The following is a 19,025-nucleotide window of genomic DNA, read 5'->3' as shown; positions in this document are numbered from 1 at the left end:
GCGGGTCCAGGCACCACAGCCTCTGGCGCCGGCAGGGCGCGGGTCCGTTGTGCCCACCCGTTCCGCCCCAGCGGAACGACTGCCCACAACGGGGGTGGGCACCGCCCGGCGGGCACGGCCCACACGGGCGGGCCCGCAGAGAGGGGGCGGCGTCCTGTGGGCGGGGGTTACGCGCGCCAGGGCAGTTCCGCCGTCACCGTCGTCGGCCCACCCCCCGGCGAGTCCACCGCCAGCACCCCGTCCACCGCCCCCACCCGCCCCGAAAGGTCCGCGAGACCACCGCCCGCCCCCACCCGCGCGCCCCCCACCCCGTCGTCCCGCACCTGGAGCATCAGCCGGTCCCCCGTGCGCCACACCTCCACCCACGCGCGCCGCGCGCCCGAGTGGCGGGAGACGTTCCGGAGGAGCTCCGAGGCCGTGAAGTACGCGATGCCCTCGATCGCCGGCGCCGGCCGCCCCGGCAGGTCCACGTCCACGGAGACGGGGACCGCGCACCGGGAGGCCACCGCCGACAGCGCCGCGTCGAGCCCCCGGTCGGTGAGGACCGCCGGGTGGATGCCCCGGGCGAGGTCCCGCAGCTCCTGGAGGGCGAGCTTGACCTCGCCGTGCGCCTCGTCGACGAGTACCGCCGCCGCCCGCGGGTCCCGCGCCAGCTTCTCCTTGGCGAGCCCCAGGTCCATGGCGAGCGCGGCGAGCCGGGCCTGCGCGCCGTCGTGCAGGTCGCGCTCGATGCGCCGCAGGTCGGCGGCGGCGGTGTCGACGACGACGCCCCGGTCCGACTCCAGCTCGGTGACGCGGGAGGCCAGCCGGGACGGGCCGAGGAGCCCGGAGACGAGGAGCCGGTCGACGGAGACGAACCCGCGCAGCACCCACGGCCCGGCGAGGACGAACACGAGCCCGATCAGGCTGGTCACGGCCAGTTCGAAGGGCGAGTCGAGGTAGAAGGCGTGGTTCCGGTCGCCGTACAGCTGGAGTCCTTCCTGCCCCGCCCACAGGGGGAAGACCCACTGCCACAGCGGATACGTGAAGAGGCTCCAGCCCCAGCTCCACAGCGCCACCGTGACGGAGAAGGAGAACACCGCCCACGGCATGTGCAGGACCGCGTACAGCAGGTGCCGCCACGACGCGCCGCTCTTCAGCATGGCGCCCATCCACGAGAACGCCCCGCCGGTCCGGCCGCGCACCGGCTCCGGCGCGGCCACGTCGAGGTCGAGCAGCCCGCGCGCCCGGGCCCGCTCGACCGCGCCGAAGCCCCGGCACATCGCGAGCGTCCCGGCCAGGACCGGCACGCCGAGGAAGGTGATGAGCAGTCCGGCGCCGGCCGACGCGAAGGCGACGGAGAGCGCGAACCAGCAGACACTCAGCGGCAGCCCGATCAGCACGTACAGGAAGGCGCGCCAGGTGCGGGCCTCGAACGGCGCGCGGATCGCGGCGGGGAGTCGGTGGGAGGCCATCGCGGTGTTCCTTCTCTGCTCGGAGACCCTGCTCGGCGGCTTTGCCCGGAGGCCCTGTTCGGAGGGGCGGGCGGTACGTGTTCCAGCGTTCCGTCCCGCGCCCCGCCGGACCATGAGGCGGGTGGGCGTCTGCGGGCGGGGGTTTTCCCCACCTCCCCGTCAGGCCCCCGGCCGGGAACGCCACGGCAGCTCCGCCGTGACCGTCGTCGGACCGCCCTCGGGGGAGTCGAGGACGAGCACCCCGTCGACCGCGCCGAGCCGCTCCGCGAGCCCGGCGAGCCCCGTACCGCCGTCGAGTCGCGCCCCGCCGGCCCCGTCGTCGCGCACCTGGAGCATCAGCCGGTCCCCGGCCCGCCAGGCGTCCACGGAGGCGGACCGGGCGCGCGCGTGCTTGGAGACGTTCTGGAGGAGTTCGGACACGGTGAAGTACGCGATGCCCTCGATCGCCTCGGCCGGCCGCTCGGCCAGGTCCACGTTCACCTTCACCGGCACCGTGCAGCGCGCGGAGACGGAGGAGAGGGCGGCGCCCAGGCCCCGGTCGGTGAGGACCGCCGGGTGGATGCCCCGGGCGAGGTCCCGCAGCTCCTGGAGGGCGAGCTTCACCTCGCCGTGCGCCTCGTCGACCATCGCCGCGGCGGCCTCCGGGTCCTCCAGCAGCTTCTCCTTGGCGAGGCCGAGGCCCATGGCGAGGGCCACGAGCCGGGCCTGCGCGCCGTCGTGCAGGTCGCGCTCGATGCGTCGCAGGTCGGCGGCGGCGGTGTCGACGACGACGCCCCGGTCCGACTCCAGCTCGGCGATCCGCCGCTCCAGCTCGTCGGAGGGCGAGAGCAGCCCCCGGACCATGCCCCGGTCGGCGCCGGCCAGGCCGCGGGCCAGGAAGGGCAGGACGGGCCAGAGGACGAAGAGCGAGACGAGCGCGACGGTGAACGTCAGGATCCCCCAGGGCAGCCGGATCAGCCCGTACAGCTGGGTCCGCCAGGCCACCGGGTCCTTCAGCGAGGCCCACAGCCAGCCGAAGAAGCCGCGGTGCCGCGGCGGCGGGGAGGGCTCGGCGACCTCCACCCCGAGCAGCGCGCGGGCCCGCGCCCGCTCCGACCGGCCGATGAGCCGGGCGCCGCCGAGGCCGAGGGCGAGCAGCGGCAGCCCGATCACGGTGACGGAGAGGCCCACGCCGACGGAGACGGTCACGACCGCGTAGACGAAACCGGCCAGTGCCGTGAAGAGGTTGGAGAGGAGGAAGGCGATCTCCTTCCAGGTCTCCTTCCCGTAGGCGAGCCGCAGCGGCGGACGGGACGTCTCGGCGGAATCAAGATCGGCGCTCATGACCCCCAGACTGCCGGTCGGGGGCGGCGCGACGCCATGGGGGAGGTGGGTGAGCGGGAGGGGGGATATCCCCACCGGGGAACCGATCGCGAGGTACCGGCACAGCCACCGCGAGGCACCGGCACAGCCACCGCTAGGTCCCGGCGCAGTCGCCGCGAGGCGCGGGAAGAGCCACCACGAGGCGCGGCAAGAGCCCTCGCGAGGTACGGGAGGAGCCGTCGCGAGGTACAGGAGGAGTCCTCGCGTGGCGCCGGCCCAGCCGCCGTCACGTCACCCCCGGGCCCCCGCGAAGCTACTGACGAGGCAACCGCGGAGCCGCCGGTGAGGCATCCGCGAAGGCACCCGCGCCTGCTTACGGTCCCTTTAGCAGGGCCTAGACTCGCGTCCGTACAGAAGTGACTCATGAGACACCGAGACCGAGGGGCGGACGTGCGGGAACCGACCGTTGTCGCGGCCGACGCGGCGGACTACTTCCAGACGTACTCCGTCGTCGGCGTGCTCGCCGTCGTCGGCGTGCTCTTCGTCGCCGTGGCCTTCTCGGCCAACCGGCTGCTGAGGCCCGTCGTGCCGACGCCCGAGAAGCTCCTCACCTACGAGTGCGGTGTCGACCCCGTGGGGGAGGGCTGGGCCCACACCCAGGTGCGCTACTACGTGTACGCCTTCCTCTACGTCATCTTCGCCGTCGACTCGATCTTCCTCTTCCCCTGGGCGACGGTCTTCGCCGCGCCCGGGTACGGCGCCACGACCCTGGTCGAGATGTTCGTCTTCCTCGGCTTCCTGGCTGTGGGGCTGCTCTACGCGTACAAGAAGGGCGTCCTGGCATGGACGTAACACCTGGACCCGTGTCCCTGCCCGCTCCGAAGCTGGGGCCGCTCGCCCGCCTGGCCCCCGAGCCGATGAAGGTGGTCCTGAACTGGGGCCGCCGCTACAGCCTGTGGGTCTTCAACTTCGGCCTCGCCTGCTGCGCGATCGAGTTCATCGCCGCGTCCATGGCCCGGCACGACTTCATCCGGCTCGGCGTGATCCCCTTCGCGCCGGGCCCGCGCCAGGCCGACCTGATGATCGTCTCGGGCACGGTGACGGACAAGATGGCGCCGGCGGTGAAGCGTCTGTACGAGCAGATGCCGGAGCCGAAGTACGTCATCTCCTTCGGCGCCTGCTCGAACTGCGGCGGCCCGTACTGGGACTCGTACTCCGTCACCAAGGGCGTCGACCAGATCATCCCGGTGGACGTCTACGTGCCGGGCTGCCCGCCGCGCCCCGAAGCGCTGCTCCAGGGCATCCTCAAGCTCCAGGAGAAGATCGCCCGGGAGAGCCTGGCCGAGCGGTACGCCACCGCCGCCACGGTCTCCCAGCTGACGAGCCCCCTGGTCGAGCGGCCGGGAGGCACGGCATGACCGCCTACGACTCCCTCCCCGACGCCGTGACGGAGATCTTCGGCGAGGAGGCGACGGCGGAGCAGGCGTACGACCTGCTGACCGTCGACGTCCCCCCGTCGGCCTGGCTCACGGCGCTCGAGACCGCCAGGGACGCCCTCGGCTGCACGTACTTCGACTGGCTGAGCGCCGTGGACGAGCCGGGCACGGGCTTCCGCGTCTGCGCGCACGTCGTGGCGCTGGGGGAGGGGGCTCCGAAGCGGCTCCTGCTGCGCACGACGGTGCTCCACGAGGCCCCCGTCCTGCCGACGGCGATCGGTGTGTACGCGGGCGCGGGCTGGCACGAGCGCGAGACGCACGAGATGTTCGGCGTGGCCTTCGAGGGCCATCCGCACCTCGTCCCCCTCCTGCTCCCCGAGAACTTCGAGGGCCACCCGCTCCGCAAGGACTTCGTCCTGGCGGCCCGGGTCGCCAAGGCGTGGCCGGGCGCGAAGGAGCCGGGCGAGTCGCACGACGGCGGCGGTCCCAAGCGCCGCCAGATGCTTCCGCCGGGCGTCCCGGACCCCAACGAGTGGGGCCCCCTCAAGGGCCAGCTCCCGCCGGCCCCCGCCCGCCCCGCCCGCGCGGCGGCCGGCGACCGCCCGGTCCGCCGCACCCGCACGGCCACGGAGGGCTCGGCGAGCCAGGCGGCCGCGGAGTCGGCTGCTCCGGTACGGCGTTCCCGCTCGGCGTCGGAGGGCTCGGCGAGCCAGGGCGCCGCCGAGCCCGGCGCGCCGGACGCCCCGGCGGCCCGTCCGCCGCGCCGCTCCCGCTCGGCCGCGGACGGCTCGGCGAGCCAGACGACCCCGGAGCCGGGCACGTCCCCGGAAGCGGACACAGCCCCGGAGGCCTCGGCCCGCCCGCCGCGCCGTTCCCGCTCGGCGGCGGACGGCTCGGCGAGCCAGGCGGCCCCGGAGGCCGGTGGCCAGTCGATCCCGGACACGACCGGCCCCGCGCCCCGCGCGGCGGCCGCCACTCCGCGTACCCGCAGCTCGGACGCCCCGTGGCACCACGCCCGCCCGGCCTTCGACGACGAGACGCCACCCCCGGCCACGCCGTCCGCAACGGAACCCCCCGCGCCGACGGCCCCTCAGGCCCCCGGCCCTGAGACACCGGCTTCGGAGGCCACTCCGGCTGCCGAGCCCGAGCCTCAGGCTCCGGCGGCCACCCCGGCCCCCGAGCCCGAGGCCCCGGCCCCGGAAGGCACCCCGGTCCCCGAGCCGGACGCCCCCGAGCCCGACGCCCCGGCGGGCCCCCGGGCCCCCGGGTCCAAGAACGTCCGTGCCGCCGGCTCGGGCGAAGGAGCCGACGCCGAGCCGCCCGCAGGGCGGGGCGGCACCGACACCCCCACCGACACCGCCGGAGGCGATCCCGCGTGAACGACGTACTCGACGTCGCCCTCCGGCTGGTCGTCGTCTTCGTGTGCTTCCTCGTGCTGCCGCTCGTCGTCGGGCAGACCGAGCACAAGGTCATGGCCCACATGCAGGGCCGTCTCGGCCCCATGTACGCGGGCGGCTTCCACGGCTGGGCCCAGCTCGTCGCCGACGGCGTGAAGTTCGCGCAGAAGGAGGACGTGGTCCCGGAGAACGCGGACCGGCGGATCTTCCAGCTCGCACCGGCCGTCGCCCTCCTCCCGTACCTGCTCGTCCTCCTCGCGATCCCGATCGGGCCGAGCGAAGGCGCCGTCGGGCAGGTCGTCGACGCCGGCGTCTTCTTCGTGCTCGCCGTCATGGGCGTCGGCGTCCTCGGCAGCCTCATGGCCGGCTGGGCCTCGGCGAACAAGTTCTCCCTGCTCGGCGGCCTCCGCACGGCCGCCCAGCTCCTCGCGTACGAGCTGCCGATGCTGCTCGCCGCCGCGTCCGTCGCGATGGCCGCCGGCACCGTCTCGCTCCCGGGCATCCTGAACGCCTTCGCGTGGTGGTGGGTGCCCTGGCAGATCGTCGGCGCGCTGGTGTTCTTCACCGCGGGGCTCGCCGAGCTCCAGCGCCCGCCGTTCGACATGCCCGTCGCCGACTCGGAGATCATCTTCGGCGCGTACACCGAGTACACCGGTCTCCGCTTCGCGCTCTTCCTGCTCGCCGAGTACGCGGGCATCGTCGTCCTCTGCGGTCTCACCACCGTCCTCTTCCTCGGCGGCTGGCACGGCCCCTTCGGCGCCGACGGCCTCGGCTGGGTCTGGACCCTGCTGAAGACGGCCGTCCTCGCGTTCGTCGTGATCTGGCTGCGGGTGAGCTACCCGCGCCTGCGCGAGGACCAGCTGCAGAAGCTCGCCTGGACGACCCTCGTCCCGCTCGCGCTCGCGCAGATCGCGCTCACCGGCATCGTGAAGGTGGCGATCCAGTAATGCCCATCCCCGGCTCCGGCCTCGCCAAGGGCCTCGCCGTCACGCTCCGCACGATGACGCGCAAGACCGTCACCGCGCAGTACCCGGACGTGCAGCCCGAGCTGCCGCCCCGCACCCGCGGGGTCATCGGCCTGTTCGAGGAGAACTGCACGGTCTGCATGCTCTGCGCCCGTGAGTGCCCCGACTGGTGCATCTACATCGACTCCCACAAGGAGACGGTGCCGCCCGCCGCCCCCGGCGGCCGCGAGCGCAGCCGGAACGTCCTCGACCGCTTCGCCATCGACTTCTCGCTCTGCATGTACTGCGGCATCTGCATCGAGGTCTGCCCCTTCGACGCGCTGTTCTGGTCGCCCGAGTTCGAGTACGCGGAGACCGACATCCACGAGCTCACCCACGAGCGCGACAAGCTCCGCGAGTGGATGTGGACGGTCCCCGAGCCGCCCGCGCTCGACCCGCGAGCGGAGGAGCCGAAGGAGATCGCCGCGGCCCGCAAGGCGGCGGAGAAGGCCGCCGCCCAGGCGGCCGCCGAGGCCCAGGCCGCCCAGGCCGAGGCCCAGGAGGACCAGCAGTGACCCTCGCAGCGACAACAACAGCGGCGACAGCGGCAGCCCACGGCTTCCTCTCGCCCACCGGCGTCGAGATCGCCTTCGTCCTCGTCGGCCTCGCCACCCTCGGCGCCGCCCTCGTCACCGTCACCACCCGCCAGCTGGTGCACGCCGCCCTCTGGCTGGTCGTGGCGCTCGGCGGGCTGGCCGTCGAGTACCTCCTCCTGACCGCCGAGTTCATCGCCTGGGTCCAGGTCCTGATCTACGTCGGTTCCGTCGTCGTCCTCCTCCTCTTCGGTCTCATGCTCACCAAGGCCCCCATCGGCCGCTCCCCGGACGCCGACTCCGGCAACCGGCCGGTCGCCCTCGCCGTCGCCCTGGCCGCCGCGGCCGCCCTCGTCTGGGTCGTCGTCGACGCGTTCCGCACGACCTGGATCGATCTGGACGGGCCCGCCCAGGGCTCCACCGACGTGACCGGCCAGATCCTCTTCCGGCACTGGGTGCTGCCCTTCGAGGCGCTGTCCGTGCTGCTCCTCGCCGCCCTCGTCGGCGCGATCGTCCTCTCCCGGAAGAAGAAGGAGGACGAGCGCTGATGCACCTCGCCTACCCGGCCGTCCTCGCCGCCCTCCTCTTCGCCGTCGGCCTCTACGGCGTCCTCGCCCGCCGCAACGCGATCCTGGTCCTGATGTCCGTCGAGCTCATGCTCAACGCCGTCAACCTCAACCTGGTCGCCTTCGACGTCTGGCTCCGTGACACCCTCCACGCCGGCCAGGCCCTCACCCTCTTCACCATCGCCGTCGCCGCCGCGGAGATCGGCATCGGTCTCGCCATCGTCCTGATGGTCCACCGCAACCGCGGCACCTCGGACGTCGACCGCCTGCGCGACACCAAGGAACAGCCGTCCGCCGAGGAGAAGGCCGAGGCCGCCGCGTGACCACGACCACCCTCGCCGTCCTCGTCCCCCTCCTCCCCTTCCTCGGCTCCGCCACCGGACTCCTGCTCGGCCGGACCGCGCCCGGCTTCGTCCGCCCGCTGGCCGTGCTGCCGACGCTCGCCGCCGCAGTCCTGGCCGCCCTCGTCGCCGCCCGCCAGGGCGGGGGCAGGGCGATCGACGCCACCACCCAGCTCACCCCGACCGGCTCGGTCCCCATCGATCTGAGCCTCCACATCGACGGGTTCGCCGCCCTCGTCGCCGTCCTCGTCGGCACCGTCGCCACCTGCGTGCAGATCTACTCGACCGGCTACCTCCGCGACGACCCGCGCTACCCCTCGTACGCCGCGCTCGTCTCCCTCTTCACCTCCGCGATGCTCCTCGTCGTCTACTCCGGCGACCTGATGGTGCTCCTGGTCGGCTGGGAGATCATGGGCATCTGCTCGTACTTCCTCGTCGGCCACTACTGGGAGACCCCCGAGGCCCGGTCCGCCTCCCTGAAGGCCTTCCTCGTCACCAAGCTCGGCGACGTCCCCTTCCTCATCGGCCTCTTCGCGCTCGCCGCCGACGCGGGCACGTTCCGGATCACGGGCGTCCTCGGCGCCGTCGCGAGCGGCGGCCTCGACCACCCCACCCTGATCGCGCTGCTGCTGCTCGCCGGCGTCGCCGGCAAGTCCGCGCAGTTCCCGCTCCACACCTGGCTCCCGGACGCCATGGCCGGCCCCACCCCCGTCTCCGCGCTCATCCACGCGGCGACGATGGTCGCCGCCGGCATCTACTTCACGGCCCGGCTCCTCCCGGTCTTCGCCGCCTCCGCCGCCGCGATGACCGTCCTCGCCGTGATGGCCGCGATCACGATGGTCGGCTCGGCGCTCGCCGCGCTCGCCCAGGACGACATCAAGCGGGTCCTCGCCTACTCGACGATCGGCCAGCTCGGCTACATGGCCGGCGCCCTCGCCGTCGGCGACCGCGGGGCCGCCGTCTTCCACCTCCTCTCCCACGCCGCGTTCAAGGCGCTCCTCTTCCTCGCCGCCGGCGCGGTCATCCACGCCGCCGGCACGAACTCGCTCACTGCCATGTCCCGCATGAGCGGCCTCGCGAAGCGCATCCCCGACGCGTACTGGACGATGACCGTCGCCCTCCTCGCGCTCGCCGCGGTCCCGCCCTTCGCCGGCTTCTTCTCCAAGGAAGCCGTCCTCGTGGCCGCCGAGCACACCGCCCTCGGCGAGCGGGACGTCGCCCCCGCCGGGGCCGGCTGGATCGTCCTCGTCGCAGGCCTGCTCACGGCCCTGCTGACCGCCGCGTACGCGCTCCGCCTCTGGCTGCGGACCTTCCGCGGCCGCGGCCCCGAGGCCCCGGACCACGGCCGCCAGCCGATCGCCATGACGAGCGTCCTGTGGGTCCTCGCGATCCCCTCCCTCGGCTTCGGCCTGACCGTCACGTACCTCGACGACTGGTTCGACGGGCACCCTCTGACCCCGACGCTGACCACCGCCGTCCTCGGCACCGGTCTCGCCGCCGCCGGAGCCGTCGTCACCTACGCGGTCTGGCGCACCCTCGCCGCCCGCACCCCGGCCCCGGTCGCCACCCCGCACGTCGCCCACCCCGACGCCGAGGCCGGGCTTGTCGAGGCCGAGGCGCTGCACCTGCCGCACCCCGCCGAGGACCCGGCCGACCCCGGCCGCGCCCTCCTGGGACCGCTGCACGGGCCGGCCGCCGACGGCTTCCACCTGGACGCCGTCTACCGGACCGCCTTCGTCCGCCCCGTACTCGCCGCCGCCTCCCTGGTCCGCTTCCTGGACCGCGAGGTCGTCGACACCTACGTACGAGCCGCGGGGAACGGCGCGAAGGGCCTCGGATGGCTCGTCCGCCGCGCCCAGACCGGCAACGTCCAGACCTACCTGAGCGCCCTGCTCGCCGGCTCCGTCGTCCTGGCGATCGTCGCCGTCGCCCTCGCCAACGCCGTCGCCGGAGCGTGAGCCGTGATCGATATCAGCGAATCCGTGATGCAGTTCCTTCTCGCGTTGATCGTCGTCGGCCCGCTGGCCGGCGCCGCCGCCGCTCTTCTCCCGGCCCCGCCCGGGCTGAAGGGGAAGTCACCCGACCAGGCCGTGCTCCGCCACGGCGTCACCGTCACCGGCGCCGTCCTGCTGGCCGCGATCGTCCTCGCCCTCGGCTTCGACCACGACCACCCGTCGACGATGCAGGCCACGACGGACATCAGCTGGATCAGGGCACTCGACGTGCGCATCCACCTCGGTGTCGACGGCATCTCCCTCCCCCTCCTGGTCCTGACCGCGCTGCTGACCTTCCTCTGCGCGCTGTACAGCTACTTCAAGATGCCGAGCGGGCCTTCCCCCAAGGCCTTCGTCGCGCTCCTGCTCGTCCTGGAGTCCGGCACCCTCGCCACCTTCGCCGTCCTCGACCTCGTCCTGTTCTTCCTGGCCTTCGAGACGGTCCTCATCCCGATGTACTTCCTCATCGCCCGCTGGGGCGGCGAGGGCAGGCAGGCCGCCGCCTGGAAGTTCATCCTCTACACGCTGCTCGGCTCCGTCGTCATGCTGCTCGGCCTGCTCCTCATCGGCGTGAAGGCGGGCACGTTCGACATGGTGGCACTCGCCACCGACAACGGCCGTGGACTGACCACGTCCGTGCAGGTCATCGCCATTCTCGCGATCGGTCTCGGACTGGCCGTGAAGACCCCGATGTGGCCGCTCCACAGCTGGCTCCCGGACGCCCACACCGCCGCCCCGACCGTCGGCTCCGTCCTCCTCGCCGGCGTCCTGCTCAAGATGGGCACGTACGGATTCGTCCGGATCGTCCTGCCGATCGCCCCCGACGGCATGCGGACCTTCGCCCCGTACCTCGCCGCCTTCGCCGTCGCCGGGATCGTCTACGGATCGCTCGCCTGTCTCGCCCTCGCCAAACCCGGCAACAAGGGCGACCTCAAGCGCCTCATCGCGTACTCCTCCGTCGGCCACATGGGCTTCGTGCTCCTCGGCATCGCCACCATGACCCCCACCGGCGTCAACGGCGCGCTCTTCGCCAACATCGCCCACGGCCTCATCACCGGCCTGCTCTTCTTCCTGGTCGGCGCCGTCAAGGACCGGTACGGCACCGCCGACCTCGACACCCTCGCCGGAGCCACCGGCGCCGCCCTCTACGGCCGCGCCCCCCGCCTCGGCGCCCTCCTCGCCTTCGCCGCAGTCGCCTCCCTCGGACTGCCCGGCCTCGCCGGCTTCTGGGGCGAGATGCTCGCCCTCTTCGGCGCCTTCGACCCGGCCGCCGGGCTCAGCCGCCCCGCCTTCCTCACCTTCATGGCGATCGGCGCCTTCGGCACCCTCCTCACCGCCGCCTACCTCCTCGTCGTCGTCCGCCGCGTCTGCATGGGTGGCCCGCGACCCGCCGGGGAGACGGCCATCGCCGACGTCCAGGGGTACGAGTTCGCCGCCTGGACCCCGCTCGCCGCCCTCACCGTCCTCGCCGGACTCTGGCCCGCCGTCCTCCTCGGCCTCACCGACCCGGCCGTCCAGCAGCTCCTCGCGGGAGGCCCCCGATGACGTCCCTCGTCCAGTCCGTCGACTGGCTCACGATCGCGCCCCCGACCCTCACCGCCGCGGTCGCGCTCGTCGTCCTCGTCGCCGACCTCTTCGTCCCCGAGGAGCGCAAGCAGCTCCTCGGCTGGACCGCGATCGGCGGCCTCACCGCCGCCCTCGCCCTCCTCCTGCCGCTGCGGTCCGGCGACCGCCAGACCTTCTGCCTCACCGCCGACACCCGCGTCCAGGCGTGCAGCTACACCGCCGACCACTTCACCCTGGTCATCCAGCTGCTCGTCTTCGCCGGCGCGCTGCTCACCGCACTCCTCTCCCTGGACGCCACCCGCGAGAGGCTCCCGGCCGGCGAGTACTGGTTCCTGCTGCTCTCCTCCGCCGCCGGCGCCGCCCTGCTGCCCGCCTCGCGGGACCTGGCGACCCTCGTGGTCGCCCTGGAGGTGGCCTCGCTCCCGGCCTTCGCGCTCGTCGGCCTCAAGCGCGGCGACCGCATGTCCGGCGAGGCCGCGCTCAAGTTCTTCCTCTCCTCCGTCACCGCGACCGCCGTCACCCTCCTCGGCGTCAGCTTCGTGTACGCGGCGACCGGCACCCTCCACCTCACGGAGATCGCCCAGCGCCTCGACGACGTCCCCGGACAGCTCCAGACCCTCGCCGAGGCCGGCGTCGCCCTCACCCTCGTCGGCTTCGCCTTCAAGACGGCCGCAGTCCCCTTCCACTTCTGGGTCCCCGACACCTACGTCGGCGCCCCGCTGCCCGTCGCCGCCTACCTCTCCGTCGTCGGCAAGGCCGTCGGGTTCACCGGCCTCGTCCTGGTGACCGTCGTCGCCTTCCCGTCGTACGCGGACGTGTGGGGCCCGGCGCTCGCCGTCCTCGCCGCGCTCACCATGACCGCGGGCAACGTCGCCGCCCTCCGCCAGGTCCCCACGCGCGCGTGGAGCGCGGTACGGCTCCTCGCCTGGTCCTCCGTCGCCCAGGCCGGCTACCTCCTGGTGCCGATCGCGGCCGCCGCGTACTCCAGCGACGACCAGATCGGCGCCACCGTCGCGTACGCCCTGATGTACGCCGTCGTGAACCTCGGCGCCTTCGCGGTCGTCGCGCTCGTCGCCCGCGCCCATCCCGAGAACCGGATCGCGGACTACCGGGGCCTGTACGCCGCCAGCCCCGCCACGGCCCTCGCGCTCGGGTTCTTCCTCCTGAATCTGGCCGGTTTGCCCCCGGGTATCATCGGCCTCTTCGCCAAGGTGACCGTCTTCTCGGCGGCCGTCGACGCGGGCCTCGGGTGGCTGGCCGTGGTCATGGGCGTCAACGTCGTGATCGCGCTCTACTACTACCTGCGCTGGACGGCCCTGCTCTTCCGCGCGCCGGAGGGCGCCCCCGTCACGCACAAGGCCCCCGTGCCGGTCACCCTGGCGATCGTGCTGACCGCCACCGCCGGGGCCGTGCTGTCGGGCTACCCGCAGTTCGCCCTCCACTTCGCGGCGACGACCCTGTTCTGACCCCCCACACACGGAAACACCGAGGAGCGACAACCCGTGCTGAACGGATTCAAGGACTTCATACTTCGCGGGAACGTCATCTCCATGGCCATCGGCCTGGCCGTCGGCTCGGCGTTCACGGCCGTCGTCACCGGCTTCAGCAAGGCGTTCATCACCCCGCTCATCGGTCTGGCCACCGGCTCGGTCGGCGACTTCAGCGAGGCCAAGTTCACCATCGGCAAGACGGACTTCCCCTACGGCCTGGCGATCGCCGCCGCCATAGCGTTCGTCATCACCGCCGCGGTCCTCTACTTCCTCATCGTCGTCCCCATGACGAAGATCCAGGAGAAGTTCGCCAAGGAGGAGGCGAAGGACCCCAAGGCGGAGAAGCGCGACTGCCCCCGCTGCTTCACCGAGATCCCGGCCATCGCCTCCCGCTGCGCCCACTGCACCAGCGAGGTCGAGCCCGTCGCCCTCACCGCCGCCCTGGAGAAGATCCCCGCCGCCCGCTAGCGGCCGACGGCTCACCCGTACGGCCCACACGGCACCCCGCGCGAGCCGGGGAACCCGAACCTTTCGCCTGGCGTTGACCAGTACGGGAGGGTCCACTGGACGAGTAGACCACGAGGAAAAGGGTTCCCCTGCCGCACCACCTGGAGGGCGTACCGTGCACCGCCGGCACAACGGGCTGAGGACCGCCGTCCTCCTCGGAGGGCTCTCGGCCCTCATCATCGTCATCGGCAGCTTCTTCGGGCGTACGGGGCTGATCGTCGCGCTGCTCGTGGCGCTCGGCACCAACGCGTACGCGTACTGGAACAGCGACAAGCTGGCGCTGCGGGCCATGCGGGCCCGGCCGGTGAGCGAATTCGAGGCACCGGCGCTGTACCGGATGGTCCGCGAGCTCTCCACCCAGGCCCGCCAGCCCATGCCCCGGCTCTACATCTCACCCACCCAGGCGCCCAACGCCTTCGCGACCGGCCGCAACCCGCGCAACGCCGCCGTCTGCTGCACCGAGGGCATCCTCGCCCTCCTCGACGAGCGGGAGCTCCGCGGGGTCATCGGACACGAGCTGAGCCACGTCTACAACCGGGACATCCTCATCTCCTCGGTCGCCGGAGCGCTCGCCTCCGTGATCATGTTCCTGGTCAACTTCGCCTGGCTGATCCCCGTCGGCCGCTCCGACGACGACGACGGCCCCGGCATCCTCGGCTACCTGCTGATCCTCATCCTCGGCCCGATCGCCGCCTCGATCATCCAGCTCGCCATCTCCCGCTCCCGCGAGTACGAGGCCGACGCCTCCGGCGCCCAGCTCACCGGCGACCCGCTCGCCCTCGCCAACGCCCTGCGGAAGCTGGAGTCCGGCACCAGGCAGCTGCCGCTGCCGCCCGAGCCGAGGATCGAGACCGCGAGCCACATGATGATCGCGAACCCCTTCCGGCCCGGGCAGGGCCTCTCCAAGATGTTCTCCACCCATCCACCGATGGCCGAGCGCATCGCCCGGCTCGAACAGATGGCAGGTCGACGCCCGTGAAGACGATCCTCAACGTCATATGGCTGGTCCTGTGCGGATTCTGGATGTTCCTGGGCTACATCGCCGCGGGTGTCCTGCTCTGCGTCACGATCATCGGCATCCCCTTCGGGCTCGCCGCCTTTCGCATCGGCCTCTACGCGCTCTGGCCCTTCGGCCAGACGGTCGTCGACCGGCGCGACGCGGGCGCGCCGTCCTGCGTCGGCAACGTGCTGTGGCTGATCCTGGCGGGGTGGTGGCTGGCGCTCGGGCACATCACGACGGGCATCGCCCTCTGCATCACGATCATCGGGATCCCGCTGGGTGTCGCGAACTTCAAGATGATTCCGGTGTCGCTGCTGCCGCTGGGCAAGGAAATCGTCCCGACGGACCAGCCGTACGGCTACACGAACCACTGACACGCCGCCCCGGCGGAACGGCACCCCCGCGGTGCGGGCCCAGCGGGCGCGACCCCGTGGCGGGGGAGCGTCCGTAGGGGGCCGGCAGGGTCATGGGCGCGGTGGTGTCGCCCGCCCCCGGCTCACCGCCCAGGCCACCACACCCGCCGCCACGACCCCCGAGCCCGCCAGGACGGAGCCGAGGGGGAGGGCGAAGGCGAGAGCGGCGCAGCCGGTGAGGCCGAGGGCGGCCAGGGGGCGGGCGCGGCCGCCGAGGGTCCAGGCGGAGGCGTTCGCGATCCCGTAGTAGACGAGGACGCCGAAGGACGAGAAGCCGATCGCGCCCCGCACGTCCACCGTCGCCGCCACCACGGCCACCACCGCGCCCACCGCGAGCTCCGCCCGGTGCGGGACCCGGTGGCGGGGGTGTACGGCCGCGAGGGCCGTCGGCAGGTACGCGTCGCGGGCCATCGCCAGGGTCGTGCGGGAGACCCCGAGGATCAGGGAGAGCAGCGAGCCGAGGGCGGCGACCGCCGCGCCGACCGTCACCAGCGGCACCAGCCACCCGGCGTCCGCCGCGCGGGCGGCGTCGGCGAGCGGCGCGGGGGAGGCGGCGAGGGCCGAGGGGCCGAGGACGGTGAGCACGCTCACCGCGACGAGGGCGTAGACGGCGAGCGCGAGGCCGAGCGCGAGCGGCACCGCGCGGGGGATGGTGCGGGCCGGGTCGCGGACCTCCTCGCCGAGCGTGGCGATCCGCGCGTACCCTGCGAACGCGAAGAAGAGCAAACCCGCGGCCTGGAGAACGCCGTCCGTCGTGAAGGCGTCGCCAGGGGCCGCCAGTCCCTCTCCGCCGGCTCCGAGGGACACCGTGACGACGCAGGCGAGCACTGCCAGGACGAGTGCCACGATCACCCGCGTGAGGAGCGCGGATTTCTGAACTCCCCTGTAGTTGACGGCTGTCAGGGCGGCCACGGCGGCGACCGCCACCGCGTGCGCCTGCTCCGGCCACGCGTAGGCCCCGACCGTGAGTGCCATGGCCGCGCACGAGGCGGTCTTGCCGGCGACGAACGCCCAGCCGGCCAGATAACCCCAGAACGATCCGAGGCGTTCGCGACCGTACACGTACGTGCCGCCGGAGGCCGGGTGGAGAGCGGCGAGCCGTGCCGAGGCCATGGCGTTGCAGTACGCCACGACGGCGGCGAGCCCGAGCGCGCAGAGCAGTCCGGCCCCGGAACCGGCCGCGTCCGCAGCGGGTCCGAGCGCGACGAAGATCCCGGCTCCGATCATCGAGCCGAGGCCGATCACGACCGCGTCGAAGAGGCCCAGGGAGCGGCGCAGTTCCGGTGTCATGCTCCGCACATTAAACGCTGAGTCCGGTCTCCCTGAGCGTGATGTTCAGCCGCCCCACCAGGCCCAGCCCCGGCTCGGCCGTCCCCGGGAACACCTTGGGGACCCCGTGGTGGACCCAGCGCGAAGCCCCGCCGAAGACGAAGAGGTCCCCGGAGCCCAGGTCGACGTCCTGGTAGGGCCGGCCGCGGTTCTCCTCGTTCCCGAAGCGGAACACGCACCGGTCCCCGAGGCTCAGCGACACCACCGGCGCGGAGGAGCGCTCCTCCCGGTCCTGGTGCATCCCCATCCGCGCCCCCGGCGCGTAGAAGTTCACCAGCGCGGTGTCGGGGGTGAAACCGCCGTGCTCGCCGTACGCCTCGACGAGCGCCGCCCGGCCCAGCTCGACCAGCCAGTCCGGCAGCGCGATCCCGACCGCGTCGAGGTAGCGGTACGGCACCCACTGCCGCCCCAGGGCCAGTGAGCGCACCGACATCACGCCGCCGCCGGGCAGCACGGTGTGCCGGTACGGGAAGGGCCCGCGCCCCCACTCCCGGCAGGCGTCCACCAGCTCCCGCCGGCGCGCGAACGGCAGCCACGCGGGCACGTGCACCGCCCCGGGCGCGATCTCGGCCCGCTCGCGGGGGAAGAGCCCGTCGGTCACGCGGGGGAGCCTTCGAGGGCCCCCTCGAGGCCGAGGAGCCGCTCCTTGCGCTCGAGGCCCGCGGCGTACCCGCGCAGGCTTCCGTCGGCGCCGATCACCCGGTGGCAGGGCCGCACCACGAGCAGCGGATTGCGGCCGATCGCGGTGCCCACGGCCCGTACCCCGGCGCCGGGCGAACCGACCCGCCGGGCGATCTCCCCGTACGAGACGGTGGTCCCGTACGGGATCTCCTCCAGGGCCCGCCAGACGCGCCGCTGGAACGCGGTCCCGGTGTCGCCGGAGAGCGGCAGGTCGAACCGGTCGCGGCGGCCGGCGAAGTACTCGCCCAGCTGCCCGGCGGCCTCGGCGAACGCCTCGGGCGCGAGCGTCCAGCCGTCCCCGACCGCGACGGCGCCCTTCTGCCCCGGCAGGGACAGCGAGCGCAGCACGGCCCGGCCCCCTTCGGCGAGCTGTCCGACGAGGAGCATCTCGCCCAGGGGGCCGTCGACGTACGCGTACACGGTCATGACTGGTTCCTCTCCCCGCACGGGTCTTCCGGAGACCCAGTGTGCGGGGGCCGCCCGGTCCCGGACCGGCGGTATTCGGACACGACCCTCATGGCCCGCTACGGGATCGGCGTGAGGTCAGCGGTAGTTCACGAACTGGATCGCGAAGTCGAAGTCCTTGCCCTTGAGCAGCGCCTGCACGGCCTGCAGGTCGTCCCGGCTCTTCGAGCTGACGCGCAGCTCGTCGCCCTGGACCTGGGCCTTGACGCCCTTGGGGCCCTCGTCGCGGATGGTCTTCGCGACCTTCTTGGCGTTCTCCTGGGAGATGCCCTCCTGCACGGAGGCGAAGAGCTTGTACTCCTTGCCGGACAGCTGCGGCTCGCCCTCGACGTCCAGCGACTTCAGCGAGATGCCGCGCTTGATCAGCTTGGACTGGAAGATGTCGAGGATCGCCTTGACGCGCTCCTCGCCGTTCGCCTGCATCAGGATCTTCTCGCCCGACCAGGAGATCGAGGCGTTGGTTCCCTTGAAGTCGTAGCGCTGCGAGATCTCCTTCACGGCCTGGTTGAGGGCGTTGTCGACCTCCTGCCGATCGACCTTGGAGACGATGTCGAAACTGGAGTCGGCCATGACTCGTGGCTCCTTGCTCGGATGCTGTGGGGTACCCCAGAAGCCTAGGGGGTGAGCCGCCGACCGAACCGCTGATCAATCGGGTGGCGAAGCACCCCCCGGGATCAGGTATTGTTTACGTCGTTGCCGGGGAACACCGCAGAAAAGCGGAGGACCAAGGCAGCGAACCCATGGCGATGTGCCCGAGTGGCCAATGGGAGCGGACTGTAAATCCGTCGGCTTAGCCTACCCAGGTTCGAATCCTGGCGTCGCCACGTGAAGAAGGCCCCCGGTGCTTGCACCGGGGGCCTTCACTCGTTTCCGGGGGTGACCGAAGGGGTCAGTTGCCGGCCACGTCCTTCACCGCGACCGAGACCGGGACCGAACCGGCGACCAGTTCCAGGGTCAGGCCGGCGGTCGCCGGGGTGTCGAGGAGCTCGGCGAGGACCGCGGCCACGTCGTCCCGGGGGACCGGCCCGCGGCCCGTGCGGGCCTCCAGGCGGACCATGCCCGTGCCCGCGTCGTCCGTCAGGGAGCCGGGGCGCAGGATCGTCCAGTCCAGGGCCGTGCGGGAGCGGATGTCGTCGTCGGCCGCGCCCTTCGCGCGGAGGTAGGCGTCGAAGACCTCGTCGCCCGGGTGGGAGGCGTCCGCGCCCATCGAGGAGACGACGAGGTACCGGCGCACGCCCGCGCGTTCCGCCGCGTCGGCGAACAGGACGGCCGCCGCCCGGTCCACCGTGTCCTTGCGGTCGACGCCGCTGCCCGGGCCCGCGCCCGCCGCGAAGACGGCCGCGTCGGCGCCCTGCAGCACCGCGGCCACCATCTCGACCGACGCCGACTCCAGATCCAGGACGACGGGCTCGGCGCCCGCCTCCCGCAGATCGGCGCCCTGCTCCGGTCTGCGGATGATCCCCGCGACCTCGTGCCCGGCGTGCGAGAGCAGCCTCTCCAGGCGCAGGGCGATCCGTCCGTGTCCTCCAGCGATGACGATGCGCATA

The 19,025-nt window shown here is 72.9% G+C and carries 20 protein-coding genes and 1 tRNA gene; 14 read left to right on the top strand and 7 right to left on the bottom strand.

Annotation, left to right across the window (positions count from 1 at the left end):
• Positions 1 to 167 precede the first annotated feature (167 nt).
• Together ACIGW4_RS12175 and ACIGW4_RS12170 are read right to left on the bottom strand one after the other, a co-directional pair.
• Positions 168 to 1,454, bottom strand: a complete 1,287-nt coding sequence (locus ACIGW4_RS12175) for a sensor histidine kinase (protein WP_398710110.1) — start codon at positions 1,452 to 1,454, stop codon at positions 168 to 170.
• Between the two features lie 159 nt (positions 1,455 to 1,613).
• Positions 1,614 to 2,777, bottom strand: a complete 1,164-nt coding sequence (locus ACIGW4_RS12170; RefSeq protein WP_398710112.1) for a sensor histidine kinase — start codon at positions 2,775 to 2,777, stop codon at positions 1,614 to 1,616.
• Positions 2,778 to 3,179: 402 nt separating this feature from the next.
• On the opposite strand from ACIGW4_RS12170, the gene ACIGW4_RS12165 reads away from it, so the two are divergent.
• The 13 genes from ACIGW4_RS12165 (at position 3,180) to ACIGW4_RS12105 (ending at position 14,964) form a co-directional block, all read left to right on the top strand.
• Positions 3,180 to 3,608 carry an NADH-quinone oxidoreductase subunit A gene (locus tag ACIGW4_RS12165; protein WP_123454568.1) on the top strand — a complete coding sequence of 143 codons (429 nt, stop codon included), beginning with the start codon at positions 3,180 to 3,182 and terminating at the stop codon, positions 3,606 to 3,608.
• Positions 3,599 to 4,174: an NADH-quinone oxidoreductase subunit B gene (locus ACIGW4_RS12160; protein WP_123454570.1), complete on the top strand. Its 576-nt coding sequence runs from the start codon at positions 3,599 to 3,601 to the stop codon at positions 4,172 to 4,174. The genes ACIGW4_RS12165 and ACIGW4_RS12160 overlap by 10 nt, the downstream gene beginning before the upstream one ends.
• Positions 4,171 to 5,571, top strand: a complete 1,401-nt coding sequence (locus ACIGW4_RS12155; protein WP_399579997.1) for an NADH-quinone oxidoreductase subunit C — start codon at positions 4,171 to 4,173, stop codon at positions 5,569 to 5,571. The genes ACIGW4_RS12160 and ACIGW4_RS12155 overlap by 4 nt, the downstream gene beginning before the upstream one ends.
• Positions 5,568 to 6,536 carry a complex I subunit 1 family protein gene (locus ACIGW4_RS12150; RefSeq protein WP_123454574.1) on the top strand — a complete coding sequence of 323 codons (969 nt, stop codon included), beginning with the start codon at positions 5,568 to 5,570 and terminating at the stop codon, positions 6,534 to 6,536. Before ACIGW4_RS12155 ends, ACIGW4_RS12150 begins: the two co-directional genes overlap by 4 nt.
• Positions 6,536 to 7,108, top strand: a complete 573-nt coding sequence (locus ACIGW4_RS12145) for an NADH-quinone oxidoreductase subunit I (protein WP_123454576.1) — start codon at positions 6,536 to 6,538, stop codon at positions 7,106 to 7,108. Before ACIGW4_RS12150 ends, ACIGW4_RS12145 begins: the two co-directional genes overlap by 1 nt.
• Positions 7,105 to 7,674 (top strand): NADH-quinone oxidoreductase subunit J, encoded by a 570-nt coding sequence (locus tag ACIGW4_RS12140; RefSeq protein ID WP_123454578.1) that lies wholly within the window; start codon positions 7,105 to 7,107, stop codon positions 7,672 to 7,674. Before ACIGW4_RS12145 ends, ACIGW4_RS12140 begins: the two co-directional genes overlap by 4 nt.
• Positions 7,674 to 8,015 (top strand): NADH-quinone oxidoreductase subunit NuoK, encoded by a 342-nt coding sequence (gene nuoK, locus ACIGW4_RS12135; RefSeq protein WP_093874583.1) that lies wholly within the window; start codon positions 7,674 to 7,676, stop codon positions 8,013 to 8,015. The genes ACIGW4_RS12140 and nuoK overlap by 1 nt, the downstream gene beginning before the upstream one ends.
• Positions 8,012 to 9,991, top strand: coding sequence for an NADH-quinone oxidoreductase subunit L (locus tag ACIGW4_RS12130; RefSeq protein ID WP_398710117.1), 1,980 nt, complete (start codon positions 8,012 to 8,014; stop codon positions 9,989 to 9,991). Before nuoK ends, ACIGW4_RS12130 begins: the two co-directional genes overlap by 4 nt.
• 27 nt (positions 9,992 to 10,018) lie before the next feature.
• Positions 10,019 to 11,572 carry a NuoM family protein gene (locus ACIGW4_RS12125; protein WP_399580019.1) on the top strand — a complete coding sequence of 518 codons (1,554 nt, stop codon included), beginning with the start codon at positions 10,019 to 10,021 and terminating at the stop codon, positions 11,570 to 11,572.
• Positions 11,569 to 13,059, top strand: coding sequence for an NADH-quinone oxidoreductase subunit N (locus tag ACIGW4_RS12120; RefSeq protein WP_399579993.1), 1,491 nt, complete (start codon positions 11,569 to 11,571; stop codon positions 13,057 to 13,059). The genes ACIGW4_RS12125 and ACIGW4_RS12120 overlap by 4 nt, the downstream gene beginning before the upstream one ends.
• A gap of 36 nt (positions 13,060 to 13,095) precedes the next feature.
• A complete protein-coding gene (gene mscL / locus ACIGW4_RS12115; protein ID WP_399579989.1) occupies positions 13,096 to 13,551 on the top strand; it encodes a large conductance mechanosensitive channel protein MscL in 456 nt (151 codons plus the stop codon).
• 154 nt (positions 13,552 to 13,705) lie between these two features.
• Positions 13,706 to 14,569, top strand: coding sequence for a zinc metalloprotease HtpX (htpX, locus tag ACIGW4_RS12110; RefSeq protein WP_123454587.1), 864 nt, complete (start codon positions 13,706 to 13,708; stop codon positions 14,567 to 14,569).
• Positions 14,566 to 14,964 carry a YccF domain-containing protein gene (locus ACIGW4_RS12105; protein WP_398710120.1) on the top strand — a complete coding sequence of 133 codons (399 nt, stop codon included), beginning with the start codon at positions 14,566 to 14,568 and terminating at the stop codon, positions 14,962 to 14,964. The genes htpX and ACIGW4_RS12105 overlap by 4 nt, the downstream gene beginning before the upstream one ends.
• A gap of 90 nt (positions 14,965 to 15,054) precedes the next feature.
• Here ACIGW4_RS12105 and ACIGW4_RS12100 read toward each other — a convergent pair whose 3' ends face one another.
• The 4 genes from ACIGW4_RS12100 to ACIGW4_RS12085 form a co-directional block, all read right to left on the bottom strand.
• Positions 15,055 to 16,293 (bottom strand): APC family permease, encoded by a 1,239-nt coding sequence (locus ACIGW4_RS12100; protein WP_398710121.1) that lies wholly within the window; start codon positions 16,291 to 16,293, stop codon positions 15,055 to 15,057.
• A gap of 10 nt (positions 16,294 to 16,303) precedes the next feature.
• A complete protein-coding gene (locus ACIGW4_RS12095) occupies positions 16,304 to 16,933 on the bottom strand; it encodes an alpha-ketoglutarate-dependent dioxygenase AlkB (protein ID WP_123454591.1) in 630 nt (209 codons plus the stop codon).
• Positions 16,930 to 17,439 (bottom strand): methylated-DNA--[protein]-cysteine S-methyltransferase, encoded by a 510-nt coding sequence (locus ACIGW4_RS12090; RefSeq protein WP_359590061.1) that lies wholly within the window; start codon positions 17,437 to 17,439, stop codon positions 16,930 to 16,932. The genes ACIGW4_RS12095 and ACIGW4_RS12090 overlap by 4 nt, the downstream gene beginning before the upstream one ends.
• 117 nt (positions 17,440 to 17,556) lie before the next feature.
• On the bottom strand, positions 17,557 to 18,048 hold the full coding sequence (locus ACIGW4_RS12085; protein WP_123454594.1) for a YajQ family cyclic di-GMP-binding protein: 492 nt from the start codon (positions 18,046 to 18,048) through the stop codon (positions 17,557 to 17,559).
• Between the two features lie 172 nt (positions 18,049 to 18,220).
• Here ACIGW4_RS12085 and ACIGW4_RS12080 point away from each other — a divergent pair.
• Positions 18,221 to 18,302 (top strand) — tRNA-Tyr (locus tag ACIGW4_RS12080).
• 65 nt (positions 18,303 to 18,367) lie between these two features.
• On the opposite strand, the gene ACIGW4_RS12075 is transcribed toward ACIGW4_RS12080, so the two are convergent.
• Entirely contained in the window at positions 18,368 to 19,024 is a 657-nt protein-coding gene (locus ACIGW4_RS12075; RefSeq protein ID WP_123454596.1) for an NAD(P)H-binding protein, read from the bottom strand.
• Position 19,025: the final 1 nt, after the last annotated feature.

Origin of the sequence: Streptomyces sp. NPDC053513 (genome assembly GCF_044544765.1) — a bacterium.
Lineage (GTDB): Bacteria > Actinomycetota > Actinomycetes > Streptomycetales > Streptomycetaceae > Streptomyces > Streptomyces litmocidini.
The sequence above is the reverse complement of the archived record's forward strand: the minus strand, read 5'-3'. Positions and strand labels throughout refer to the sequence as shown.